Genomic DNA, 12733 nt, shown 5'->3' with positions numbered 1-12733 from the left:
AATTTAAATGCGTTGACCCTGCCGGATAGGACTATTTTTAAGTCATTTAGGATTATTTTACTTATGATCGAGCTTATAGCTTTGTATCATTAACATAAAATGATCAAAATGAATATTTTAAAACCTTATTTTAAAAACGGTTTTCAACTAACAAACCGTATTGTAATGGCACCTATGACTAGGAGCAGAGCGATCGATAACATACCAAATGATCTAATGGCAACCTATTACAAACAAAGATCAGGGGCGGGACTTATTATAACTGAGGGGACGGCTCCGGTTCCCGATGCTCTCGGATACCCCCGAATCCCAGGAATTTTTACGGAAGAGCAAATTGCTGGATGGCGTAAAGTAACCGAGCAGGTGCATAGTAAAAATAGCAAGATTTTTTTGCAACTCATGCATACAGGGCGTATTGGGCACATCGATAACCTTCCTCCGGGAGCACGGCTGGTCGGCCCATCTGATATCAAAGCCGTCGGAGAGATTTATACAGATTCTAAGGGTAAGCAGGAGCATTCTGTTCCAAGCGCTCTTACCATTACTGAAATCGAAAAAGTTGTGGAAGGCTTTTCTACGGCTGCTATAAATGCTATAAAAGCTGGTTTTGACGGTGTAGAAATCCACAGTGCCAATGGGTATTTGCTGGAACAATTCCTCAATCCAAATGTCAATATCAGAAATGATAAATTCGGTGGGGACGTGATAAATCGGTCGAGGATTATACTAGAAATTGCAAAAAAAACTGTTGCAGCTATCGGCAAAGAAAAAACGGGTATTCGGTTTTCACCCTTTTCAACTTTGGGAAATCTTCAGCCCTATGATCCCGAACAAGTCCATGATACTTATGTTTATCTGGCTAAAGAATTAAATAAGCTCGGTATTTTGTATATTCATTTTGTTATGTCGCCTAATATCCAGGAAAAGACATTGCAAGCTATTCGTACCTCCTTTGAAAATACAATTATCGCAAGTTCGGGTTATACAGCAGAAACGGCGGAGGCTGCACTTTCCAATGGCTTCGCCGATATTGTTGCATTTGGAAGAGCTTTTTTGTCAAATCCAGACTATGTAAAGCGCATAGAAATGAATGCACCGCTTAATCAAGTTGATTTTTCTACCCTTTACACAACTGGACAAGAAGGTTATACAGACTATCCGGTATTGGAGTAGGTATGAGTAACTACTGTTTGATGGAGATTTCAGTCCTTGTGATCATCGGTTTACGTAGCGAGTCGACCAGTATTTATTCTCGTCACAAATTATCAATCGTCAGGGAACTTTACTGTTTAAAGTTTACAGATACATACGGGACTTTTCAATTAGCTATATAATTGTTATTGCAGAGGGTTTAACGATTGATGCTGACCCTCTTGCGCTTTTTTATTTTTTATTTGAGAAGCCAATCATTCCCTTATCGCAGTTTCGTCTTTTAAGATTAGGTCTGCAATTTCGTCTTTCCGTTTAAAGCTTACGCCTTTGTGCTGCTGCATATAACGGATAATCTGTTCAGTAGCATTCACCATTTGCGGCGTTCCGCCGATTCTGTCATGAAAACTGATCGACAGTTGTCTACGCTTGGTTTCAGCTTCTTGATAAAGCTGATCAAATTCCATTTTAACCTGACGTACAAATTGATCGGTTGAGTAATGTTCGCCGGCAATCAATTGGATATCGTTGCAGCGAAGGGTATAAGGTATTACAGCAAAGTCCTCGTTTTTTACTTTGATGATAAAAGGTTCATCCCTGCTCAGATCATCAATATGATATCTGAAGCCCAACTCCTGTAGAATGTTTAGTGTATTCTCGCCACGTCGCAACCAGTTGGCGTTATAACCCACGGGACGAAATCCGGTTGACTGCATAATGGCATCTACGCCATCCTGTATAAATTTCTTTTCCTCTTCGTAAGGAAGATTATACTGTTTACTCCAGTTCATCCCATGTGCTGCCGCTTCGTGACCTCTTTTGACAATTTCTTTCGCCAATTGTGGGTTGTTGAGTACGGCAGAACCGACCATGTGCGACGTAACTTTGATTCCGAGCCTGTCCCAGTTATCAAGCATTCTGGGAATACCTTCCTTATAGCCGTATTGGTACCAGGTTTCGGCAGGAAGATCTTTAAATCCCTTTTCTATGTTCTGTGGAAACGGGCTTTCAGCATTGTCCGGCTGTCCGCCAGATTCAAACTGCATGGATATGGAGACGATCAAACGTGAACCGTCTGACCATCTGGAACTAGGTTTTACTGGAGCGCTTTCTTGGACGTTACCTGGAGNNGACTATTTGTAAAGGGCAATATACTCAACGTACCAAGGACTCCGGCTTGCTTAATAAATGTGCGTCTTGTGGTCATGGATTAAGGTATTATAGATTGAAAAGTTTGTCTAAAGCCCATGAGTTGCTCTGAATAAATTGCAGCAGTAGGGCAAAAAAAGCAAGGTGCAGTAACTGGGAGGGCAGGGCTTCCCAGTTCTCAATCATGGCTGTACCGAAAAGCAGGATCAGCAATATTCCCGCGCCCATGATTAGTGCAGGTTTTGTAAACAAACCAATCAATAGAAACAAACCCACTGTGAATTCTGCCACAGGTAGCACATAGCTGAACGGTAGTACTATAGCCTTTGGCAAAAAAGATTTTTCAAAACTTGCGATCATCCATTGGCTGAAAGCGTTTAATTTAGGTAGCCGTACAAGACCGTGGCCAAAAATACTGATGGCAATGCACAGGCGAAGGAGTAAGAAAACTGTTGTATCCATTATCTTATTTTAATTTTATTTGCTAATTCAAAATTGCATCAATCTACCCTCGGAAATCGGTATATTTGGAGGTATTATCGGTAAAAAACTAGGATGAGGTTAAAAACATTGCACAGACCATTTGAAATCGAGCTGCTCACATTAAATGAGTATACTGCCGTTCCTCATAAAAACACCTATTTCGAAATGGTTTTTATCCTGGAAGGAAGTGGTGTTCAGATTATCAATGAGCATGAGCTTCCCTATGATAGCGATAAGCTTTTTTTAATTTTCCCCCAGGATTCACATTCCTTCCGTATAGCCTTGACAACGAGTTTCTTCTTTATTCGATTTAATGAAAGTTACTTAAAAACTCAACATAAAGAATGGGTACAGAAGCTTGAATACATCTTTTACAATCATGACCATTTGCCCGGCTGTATTCTTAAAACGATTACTGATAAGCCAATGGTGAGAGCTTTGGCTGAGGCGCTGTTAAGGGAGCAGCAAAATGGAGGTCCCCATCATCAGGAAGTTATTCAACAGTTGCTGAACACGATCATTTCCATCGCCGCAAGAAATATTGCATCCATCCAAACAGCATATCCTTATCAACCAGCTCATCCGTTGTCAATGCTTGGGTATGTACACCAAAATATCAAACAGCCAGAGGCACTAAAGATTGAAGAGCTAGCTTCCTATTTTCATTTGTCGCCAAACTATGTGGGGGAGTATTTTAAAAAAGAGACGGGGGAAAGTCTGCAAAAGTATATCCGCAGTTACAGGCTGCAGATGATTGAAGCAGCACTTATACATACAAACAGGCGAATTAGCGAAATCGCGCTAGACTTAGGATTTACAGATACCAGCCACCTCAACAAGATGTTTCACAGAGAATATGGGGTAAGTCCAACAACTTTTAGAAAAAGACTGCAAAAAAAATAGGCATTTATAATTCGATTTGAAATCCCCGGCCTGGTGAATAGGCTGCGATTTAGGATTTTGGTTTTCTAATATTTTAGTTGCATGTCTATTGCGAGCTTCTTATTATTTCCAATAAAAACTATGGACCATGGAGCAATAAGCGGATTCCGATCATTATGAATTTGATCAATTTCATTGTTTCTAATGTTTAACGCATTAAATAATTGTCAAACCTCACATGCACTTGTAATTTTTTTGATTTCGAATGAATTGGTTTAAAACAGGTGATGGAAGAAAATTAATTTGGGGAGAATTTCTAAGATTTAAAACTTATGGTGCCCGGGGCGACTTTCCAATTGTCAACTGGTGTATTGAAGACATAATGCAGGGCCACACTCAGCTCAACAACACCAAAGCCTGGACTAAAATGACCAGCGTTTAATCAGACATGATCGATTAAGAAAGACCTTAGTTCTTCATAAAGAACAGGTAAGCAAGATACAAGAAGACATCATAAATCTTGTGGCGTATTGATATTATAACTTAATGCTCTTTCATTATTTTTCTCAAAATTAAAAGTATTAAATTTGCAATACAGATACAGATTTGATACAAACAGACAGTACAGATGAAGACATATAAATTTGAGGTGTTCACGACCAAAATCGAGAAGAATATCAGAGAGGGGATCTTCAAGCCGGGGCATAAACTACCTTCGGTACGGGAAATTAGGGAACAATATCATATCAGTATCAGCACAGTGCAGAATGGCTATGAACACCTTATGATAAACGGATTGGTAGAGAGCGTGCCAAAATCCGGCTATTATGTCAGCAACAGTCTTGAAACAGGGTATAAACCCGTGAGGACCAAACACCGTCCGATAGTGAGGGACGCTATTTTTAAAAATCATCTAGCGCTCACAACTTCTCTGAGAATGGGAAGAAAAATATCTGAGTTTAACGTGGCAGCTCCCGGCGATTTGATGGTTCCGCAAAAACTTTTGCTGCGTACAATGCAACAGGTCATCAGAGAACAGGGCGCGGGACTGTTGCGTTATTACCCTTCCGACGGTTTGCCTATGCTAAAGGACAATATCGTTAAGCGCGCTGCCTCTTATCAAACAATCATCAATCTTAATGAACTGATGGTTACAGACGGCGCTTTGCAGGCTTTGTATATTGCATTGGCCACAGTTTGCAATACAGGAGATGTTATAGCAGTAGAGAGTCCTTGTGTATTCTCGATACTGGAGGTAATAAGGGTTTTAAAACTAAAAGTAATCGAAATTCCCATCGACCCGAAGAATGGATTTGACACAGATTTCTTTAGAAAGGCTTGTCAAAAAAATACAGTTAAAGCAATCATTGTAACGCCTAATTTCCATAATCCGACAGGAATAATATTGACAGACGATCAGAAGATAATGCTGTTGGCTATTGCCCTGCAATACAACGTTGCGATCATTGAAAACGATATTTATGGTGACCTACATTTTCAGGGGCACAGACCAACTACCATTAAAAGGTTCGATGAGAGCGGACTGGTATTGTCCTATTCATCATATGCAAAAACACTGGCACCCGGCATCAGGCTTGGATGGCTTAGCGCCGGCAAATTTATAGCGCGTGCAGAGCAGATAAAATTTGCTTTGGGAAGTACCGTTTCCCCGCTGTATCAAGAAACAGTTAACCGCCTGCTAAGCGGTAGTACGTATGACCGCCATGTGAGGGCATTTAGAATGCAACTGGCGAAGAATACATATTTTGCCATCAATTTAATAGCGACGCATTTTCCTGAAAGAACTTACATTACAACACCATCTGGAGGATATAATTTATGGGTAAAAATGCCAGATGAAACGGACATGGGTTACTTTTATAGCCAGTGTGAAAAGATCGGGGTAAGGTTTACGCCAGGATACACTTTTTCCTTTTCAGATACTTTTGACAAATATTTCAGGGTAGTTATCGCAGACAGCTTTTCGCCAAAGCGGATTGAAGCCATCAAACTTGTAGGACAGCGGCTCAGGTAGGACTTAATCTATATTCCAACTAATTTGTCAACATCTATAAAGTTGTAATTTATTGATTTCCTCAAGTGTACGTTCTATTTCCCAAACCTATTTTACATAATTCACAAATCGACAAATATTGTATAGAAAGCATATTCGTAAACAATCTCATCTGTACTGGTTATAGTTAAGATATCTGTATTGTGTATCTTTTTAAAAGAGTTCTAAATTTGTGTAAAACAGTAAAAGATATGAATATAATTACAAGGTTTACAGTCGCTTCAGACGAGGGGATAGATGTGCTATTATTTTTAACCAAAAAGCTGGCTGAGGAAAAATTCCTTGGACTTTTGGAGCCGGATATATTAGCCACATATATTGCTCAGGACTTCAATAAAAAAACACTTGTTACTGAACTCAATAGCATGTCAAGCCAATGGCTGGTCGTATATGCAGATCGGAAGCCTGTCGGATATGCAAGGGTTACATCAAAAGGTAAAAAGCCGGTTTTACTTGAAAACAAGCGTGCAATCCGCATAGCCGATTTTGCAATATTAAAAGAGTATTCGGCAATAGAAATAAAAAAAGCACTTTTTGAAAAATGTTTGTCTATCTGCAAACATCTTGACGGAGTGTGGATAAATGAGTATTTCTCCAATCCATGTATCGATTTTTTTGAAAATCATGGGTTCGTAAGACAGCCAGAAGCCTACCTGCTGGATGAATTGGAACTGCCGTCCGTTTCCCTTGTTCGGTCGAATAATGCAGAAAAAAAATAACGGGCCGGTAAATTCCGAATTGATGTATTTGATATTATAACAACTGACAGTAAGCCTAAAATGATATTATATGTTTAATGACTCCTCCCTAAAACTAAAAGTCATTACCACTCCATTTTATCTAAACTCACCGTTCCGCTCATATTAACATTTGATAGGTGGGTGTAAGAGCAATCTAACTGTTTAAGTTCTCTTAATCCATACACATTAAGATCAACTAACGGATTATTCGTCAGAGACAGTTCTTCAAGATTAGTAAATTTACTAAAGTCCAATTTCGACAATTGATTCTCGTCTAACCTGATCAGCTTTACTGCAGGGCATCCGGTTACATTAAACTCTGTGAGCATGTTTTTCTGAAACTCGATATGTATAAGATTTGGAAGATTGGAAATGTTCACTTTGCTGACTGCATTCTGTAGCATTTTTATCTCTTCAAGCTTTTGTAGTCCTGTTAAATCTATGGTGCTAATTTTATTCTGGTGAATGTGTAAAGTCCGGAGGTTTGTCAGCCCCTTAAGGTTGACGCTTTGGATCTGGTTATCGTATCCAAATATCTCTTCCAGATTTTTCATGCCTTCTAAATCCAATACTTTTACCTGATTGTTCCAAAAGCTCAGCTCTTTTAAATTAGTAAAATTTTTAATGCCAACCAAGGAACTAATATCTGCTTTATCAAGGCTTAGCCTCGTTACTTTCTGTGCTTCAGATAGCTGGATTTCTTGATCTCCATTAAGATCAATACCCGCAGTAACCAATTGCTTTTTGAAATTCGGATCGGGTATTTTTATAGTTTGAGCTAGACTAGTGAAAGATACCGACATCCCAACGATGATAATGTATAAATACCAATGTTTTTTCATGATTTTCTCTAATTTTTAATTACTCACCGTTACATTTACAACTGCGCCAGCTTCTTTGACTTCAACAAATCCACTTACTTCATTCTCAATAAAAACGTCGTAGTGATAATCCTCATAAATTGGCGAAGATCCTAAAGCATATCCGTAGACATTATAGGAGGTGCTCGTTCCTGTTTGCACGGCAACGGTTTTTTGCCGGGCAAATGCTATCCAACTAATGACATAATATTTCCCAGGTTTCAGGTTGGTAAACTGAAAAGTACCTTTATCATCCAAAAATCTGCCTTCAATCCGATAAGTAAATGCAACAGGGCTCATTGTAGCCTGCTTTTTACGACTATTAAATTTTTTCTTTAATTCCAGAAACTCGGTGAAATAGGGTGTTACCGGAAATAGTAGGATCTGGCTTCCTTTAACCCCAAAATTATCTTTCCCCTTTTTCTTAAGTGTAGCGGTACCTTCTATGGTAGCGCTTCCCCTTTCCATCAATCTTGCTGTCTCTGCTTCATTAAAAGGCGTAGTGGGAAGAACCCATTGGGGAGCTTTTTGTGCATAAGCAATGTTGCAACATAAAAAAAGCAACAAATTAATAGATAATATTTTTGGCAATGTTTTCATACTTTTATTGTTTCAATTTTTTGTGCATTTAAAATTTAGTGGAACTTATGGCTTATTAATAACTTCGGCTTCTTTTTTTGAGTTCAAAAGTTGTGCCATCAGTTGCGGTTAAGGTGATTTTAAGTTTCTTATAGTAGTTATAATTGCTCGCTAATATCCGTAATCTATGGTAGATTCCCTCTGCCCGTTAAGGGGAGGAGCTCTTTTAATTCACTTTTCCATCAATGAAGTAGTGGAATATTATATTTTTCATCGCCCTTTCTTCCACTGAATTTCGCCGCACTCGATCATTCCGATATATTTCTCGATAAGATCCTTCGTCAGCGGTGTATCATCGTCCAGGTGATATTCAAATTTCTTTGCAAACAGGTCTACTGGATAGATGCTACATAGCAATTGTTGACATAAATATGCCAAATACTATCTTTCTTTACACTTATACGGACAACATTGCGTTTGCCATTGCTGTAGAATAGCTCTGGGGGATCGTGATCAAACCGACGGATGAGAGCGTCGATGCAGGCCTTCTTAATGTCCTGTACCAGTACGCCGTATGCTAATTCCCATTCACCCTGTGATCGCCTGAATATGTAGAATGACTTTCCGTTTTTGTTATACAAATAATAATACCGCATGCCCATACTCTTATCATTTATGGTCATACGAACGTACATCACACGATTTCTACAATAAACTTCAAGTGGTTTCATAAAATAAAATCACTAATAATATTAGTGATCATCATATTCTCAAATAACATCAAAATGGTCTGCTACGCCTACCTTTGGAAAGAAGGTGAAAATATCATTGCGCATGTGTGGTTATATCATGTCTCGCCACACCGAGTGAACTTGAATTGCAAATAGAGTAAAATAATCCCTTTTTAAATCCTGCTGAATTTGTCAAAGAAAGTCTGGTGCCATTTAATATGTGGTCGCCTGTCGAAGTAACTTGGGATTTTGCTGAAGAAACTGTAGCCAAAATATTTCTTTCATCCAGATTGATTGCAAAGCTTACTGAGGGATGCTGTCCGGGTTGGTCTGTCCTTGTCGAAGATGGATCTTTTGCACAGAAGATGGGGGGATTATAGCATTTTGGCTCAAGCGGATAATTTGGTGTTTATTTCCTTTAAACTCAAACGGAAATGATCATCTCGATGTTTTGCTACTGCAATTTATTCATTTAAATGCGCCATCCCTATAGCGTATGATGATGATTTGGAAATCTATAATGAATATGCACAATTACTGTAAAAATGACCCTAAGTAACAAAAAGCGCACCCATAGTGCGCTTTTTGTTTAATACGCTGTTACGGTTTAGAAAGCACTATTTTACTTGCCAAATAATTTTCTTAAAAGACCGTTTGTTGAGTTTTTATTGGCTTCTGCGATTTTTAAGTTTTCAACTGTCGTTGGCAAATTATTATATCTGATGGATTTTTTAAGACATTCAATTGATTCATCATAGCGTTTCAGATCCAAAAAAGCTATGCCCATGTGTTCATGGATTTCAGCAATAACATCATCAGATACATTATCTTGCTGGGCTAGCACCTGTATCGCCTGCTCACCATAATGTAGTGTTTTTTCATTATCTCCCAAATGGTATGTACAATGTGTCGCCCAATAGTAACACCAGAAGTCTTGATTTCCTGCGAATATACTACGCTCAAAACTATCGCAGGCCGCTTCATTGTTTTTCATAAAGGCAACTTGTAGATAACCCATATTATATAATGCAACCTGTATAGAACGGTCCTGTTTTTTTTCTTTCGCAAAATTTAGTGCATACCCATAACATTCCATTGCTTTGCTGTAATCGCCTTCCTCTATAAATGAATTGGCCCTGCTGATGAGCAAGCTTGGATTATCGGGCATGCTTTCTAATAATCGATCTGTTTCTTCCGAAATGACTTCAGTCTGGCTTTGTGTACCCAAGGCACTTTCAACCTCGGCTTTGTAAATATAGAAGTTTGTAAAGCAGCGCACCAGCTCTTGATCCTGGCTTATTGGATTGGTGGGATCGAGCTCATAATAGATTTCCAGGCCTAGGTTGATCCACTCCAGTGCCTCTTCATAGTTTTTCAATTCCATAAGTAAGTCACATATAGTATCAATTGTCGCGAAATAGGTCAGTAAATCCATTTGGTCACCAAAATCTTCGATTAGACATTGACCATCTTGTATAGCGAACTCCAAAAGCCCCGCATCCAAATAAGCTCCAAATCTATTTTGTAGGATGATCATAAAGGAAGATTGATTTATACCTTCGGAACAAATTTCAATCGCATTTTGATGCTCTTGGCGAGACCGGAGCTCACTGGCGAGATTGTTACAGCACATGGCAAAGGTATGGGGGTCAGAATTGATGAAATCACCATTTTGCGCTACAATGGCATCCTTGTAGAGCTTATATGCATGTTCATAGCATTGGTATCTCATTGTGGAGAGTCGTTGTGCCTGCTGAGCTGGTATAGCAGTATATTTACCCAATAGGTAGTTGATCTCAACACCGGAATTATAAGCCTCCATACCCGATGTTGTAAAAATGTCAATAGACAGCGTAGCAAAATCAGGGTTGGGATTATGTTGGTTCTGCATGTTGAATAAGCGGATTTGTAAAACAGGAGAGGTAACCAACTCAGCCGCTTTTTTATAATATTTTTTTGCAGCCTCCCAATCTCTAAGCCAGTAAAGTGCCGATCCTGCGTGCCGGTTACAGTTGTAGTTGTCAGGGTCTATATCCAAGCCTTTCTTACTCCATTGTACGCATTCGATAAGCGCTTTTTCCCTGTCGCTTTCAAACACTTCATTGTAATCAAGGGCTATAATACCGAGTATGGCATATAAATCCGGATTGGGGGATGCTTCAACGAGTGCTGAAATCTGTTTGAAAAGTGATTCTACAATAGTTGGATCCTGAGGCAAGGCATTGCCTTGAATCCAAATTTTGGATGCAGTAGCATAATCTCCTTCAGATAATGCCTTTTCGGCCCGCTGTTGTATATGTTGTTTCATATGATGGATTGAAAAAATAAATACTTTTATCCTATTGTTTTCCAGCTCTGGAATAGCTTTAATTTTTGTGTCAATAGACCAGAGACCTTTTTGTAAAGATCTTCGTCGAATACAATATCATTGAGAAACCCGTCCACGACCTCATAATTTTCCTCACTTAGACGTTCAAATGCATCTTTTTTATTTAGAGCGGATAAAATGATGTCACGGAAATAGAAAGATACGGGATTGCCTTCTGGATCAGTCAGCTTTCTATTGGTCGTGATGTTATACAAGAAAGATGATAAATATTCGACATCTGCTAATTGATTTTTCCAAAGATGGTTATTTAGGTGTTGCTCCACAAAATCTAAAATTTCTTCAGAATCAGGTTTCAGACCTTTTTTGTATAAATCTTTATCAATCAACAAAAGTTGGTTGTCAAATAACCACTTGATAATAGCGGTGTGTCCCAATCTTAAAAAAGGGAAGTTTTCAAATTCATGGCTGCGATTAAAAAAATCTCTACTGATAATCTCCGACTGCTGCCTTATAGCGATCCAGCTGCTATAAAATGCATTTCCTTTACTACTTTGCGTATATTTTATGGTAATTATATTTTCCGTTCCTTCGGACATCGCATACGCTTTTTCAACCTCGTTTTCGTACGTTGGTTTTCCCATCAATCGTTCGACTTCTTCATGCGGAGCTTCAGGTAATGGCAGTACATCCCAAAAGTCCTTTGGTTTAGAATCGGGATGTTTACTCGAATGATCGACATGGGTGAACATAATACTGCATAAGTAGGCTACGAACTTGCCGCTATCATTGCTTGTGCTTATCGGTGGTTGAAAATGATCGTTTTTTATGTCGTATTTAAACCAAAATGAAATATTTAATGGTTTATAGATGATAGTTTTTGTGCTTTGGTTGGCTGTTATGGTTTTGGGTAGTTTCCCTAATGCATAACGCTCGAAGAACTGGACTATTTTAGGATCGGTGGAAGATAGACCTAGTAATGCTATTAGCTCGCTCTGTTTTAAGGTATTCATGCCTTTATTATAGTATGTTTTTTACTTAAGGAGATTTTATTTTAACGATCGCGTATTTAACCCTGTTAGAATTACACCATCAATAATTAATGATTTGCAACTAAGGTTCATGTAGGAGGTCTCATCATCGTTGACAAAATTGTCATTCATACCGTCCATCACTACTGACTTCAGTTCTATTTTTCGAGATGGAAGCTTACCATAAGAATCCGTTACTGTGATCTGACCGTTCAGGGTTGTGTTTTTTTTCATAAACAGACGTAATAAGGGTATGTCCAACCGGTCGAATGTAATAACGATATAACAGGGATTGTAGTCATCGGCTACTTGCTGATTCACGGAGTCTTTGGTTGTCATGGTCGATGGTTTATTGAACGAGATAGAAACCGTCGTTAGCTTTGAAATGGTTGTCTCTTTGCCATCTTGTAATGACAATTCAATCTTCATTCTATTTCGCTCCCATTGTTGGGCATGGGATACATTGACAAATAATATAGTGGCAAGGAACAGCAGAAGTACAGGCTTGAATTGTGTAGAGATTTTCATGTTTTTTTAAATTTACTATACAAGATTAAATATTCAATAACAGACTAGATCGTATTGATTTGTAATCGGTAGGTTTGAATATGTATTTGGCTTGTGTGGGTTTTTAATTATTTCTTGTCAACGTTTGTAGATATATCTGCATATTCATTTATGGATTGGAAAACAAAATGCTGAGGGTACAGGGTCAACGCATTTAAATTT

At 38.6% G+C, this 12733-nt stretch carries 13 protein-coding genes and 1 pseudogene; 5 read left to right on the top strand and 9 right to left on the bottom strand.

Annotation, left to right across the window (positions count from 1 at the left end; translation table 11 throughout):
- Positions 1–108: 108 nt before the first annotated feature.
- Entirely contained in the window at positions 109–1173 is a 1065-nt protein-coding gene (locus B4G94_RS04475) for an alkene reductase (protein ID WP_286857376.1), read from the top strand.
- A gap of 233 nt (positions 1174–1406) precedes the next feature.
- On the opposite strand, the gene B4G94_RS04470 is transcribed toward B4G94_RS04475, so the two are convergent.
- On the bottom strand, positions 1407–2195 hold the full coding sequence (locus tag B4G94_RS04470) for a polysaccharide deacetylase family protein (protein WP_286857375.1): 789 nt from the start codon (positions 2193–2195) through the stop codon (positions 1407–1409).
- A 172-nt stretch (positions 2196–2367) separates the two neighbouring features.
- Complete coding sequence (locus B4G94_RS04465; RefSeq protein ID WP_286857373.1) at positions 2368–2760, bottom strand: DoxX family membrane protein; 393 nt, start codon at positions 2758–2760, stop codon at positions 2368–2370.
- A 93-nt stretch (positions 2761–2853) separates the two neighbouring features.
- Between B4G94_RS04465 and B4G94_RS04460 the strand changes: the two genes are divergently transcribed.
- Entirely contained in the window at positions 2854–3684 is an 831-nt protein-coding gene (locus B4G94_RS04460; protein ID WP_108633375.1) for an AraC family transcriptional regulator, read from the top strand.
- Between the two features lie 295 nt (positions 3685–3979).
- On the opposite strand, the pseudogene B4G94_RS04455 reads toward B4G94_RS04460, so the two are convergent.
- Positions 3980–4090: pseudogene (locus tag B4G94_RS04455) on the bottom strand (1-deoxy-D-xylulose-5-phosphate synthase N-terminal domain-containing protein); the annotation flags it as partial.
- A gap of 201 nt (positions 4091–4291) precedes the next feature.
- On the opposite strand from B4G94_RS04455, the gene B4G94_RS04450 reads away from it, so the two are divergent.
- Together B4G94_RS04450 and B4G94_RS04445 are read left to right on the top strand one after the other, a co-directional pair.
- Complete coding sequence (locus B4G94_RS04450; RefSeq protein ID WP_286857371.1) at positions 4292–5698, top strand: PLP-dependent aminotransferase family protein; 1407 nt, start codon at positions 4292–4294, stop codon at positions 5696–5698.
- A 230-nt stretch (positions 5699–5928) separates the two neighbouring features.
- Entirely contained in the window at positions 5929–6456 is a 528-nt protein-coding gene (locus B4G94_RS04445) for an N-acetyltransferase (protein WP_286857370.1), read from the top strand.
- A 104-nt stretch (positions 6457–6560) separates the two neighbouring features.
- On the opposite strand, the gene B4G94_RS04440 is transcribed toward B4G94_RS04445, so the two are convergent.
- From B4G94_RS04440 to B4G94_RS04430, 3 genes are all read right to left on the bottom strand, one after another.
- Positions 6561–7319 (bottom strand): leucine-rich repeat domain-containing protein, encoded by a 759-nt coding sequence (locus tag B4G94_RS04440; RefSeq protein WP_286857368.1) that lies wholly within the window; start codon positions 7317–7319, stop codon positions 6561–6563.
- A gap of 15 nt (positions 7320–7334) precedes the next feature.
- Positions 7335–7937, bottom strand: a complete 603-nt coding sequence (locus B4G94_RS04435) for a hypothetical protein (protein ID WP_286857365.1) — start codon at positions 7935–7937, stop codon at positions 7335–7337.
- A gap of 371 nt (positions 7938–8308) precedes the next feature.
- The gene (locus tag B4G94_RS04430; protein WP_286857364.1) at positions 8309–8647 is read right to left on the bottom strand and encodes a hypothetical protein; all 339 of its coding nucleotides are present in this window, start codon (positions 8645–8647) and stop codon (positions 8309–8311) included.
- A gap of 206 nt (positions 8648–8853) precedes the next feature.
- Between B4G94_RS04430 and B4G94_RS04425 the strand changes: the two genes are divergently transcribed.
- The gene (locus B4G94_RS04425; RefSeq protein WP_286857362.1) at positions 8854–9027 is read left to right on the top strand and encodes a hypothetical protein; all 174 of its coding nucleotides are present in this window, start codon (positions 8854–8856) and stop codon (positions 9025–9027) included.
- A gap of 242 nt (positions 9028–9269) precedes the next feature.
- Here the strand turns inward: B4G94_RS04425 and B4G94_RS04420 are convergent, their stop codons facing one another.
- The 3 genes from B4G94_RS04420 to B4G94_RS04410 are packed head-to-tail and all read right to left on the bottom strand — an operon-like array spanning position 9270 to position 12532.
- Entirely contained in the window at positions 9270–10955 is a 1686-nt protein-coding gene (locus tag B4G94_RS04420; RefSeq protein ID WP_286857360.1) for a tetratricopeptide repeat protein, read from the bottom strand.
- 26 nt (positions 10956–10981) lie between these two features.
- Positions 10982–11986, bottom strand: coding sequence for a hypothetical protein (locus tag B4G94_RS04415; RefSeq protein WP_286857358.1), 1005 nt, complete (start codon positions 11984–11986; stop codon positions 10982–10984).
- 36 nt (positions 11987–12022) lie between these two features.
- The gene (locus B4G94_RS04410; RefSeq protein ID WP_286857355.1) at positions 12023–12532 is read right to left on the bottom strand and encodes a hypothetical protein; all 510 of its coding nucleotides are present in this window, start codon (positions 12530–12532) and stop codon (positions 12023–12025) included.
- Positions 12533–12733: the final 201 nt, after the last annotated feature.

The sequence above is a fragment of the Sphingobacterium sp. UBA7625 genome (assembly GCF_002484085.1).
Taxonomy (GTDB): domain Bacteria; phylum Bacteroidota; class Bacteroidia; order Sphingobacteriales; family Sphingobacteriaceae; genus Sphingobacterium; species Sphingobacterium athyrii.
The sequence above is the reverse complement of the archived record's forward strand: the minus strand, read 5'-3'. Positions and strand labels throughout refer to the sequence as shown.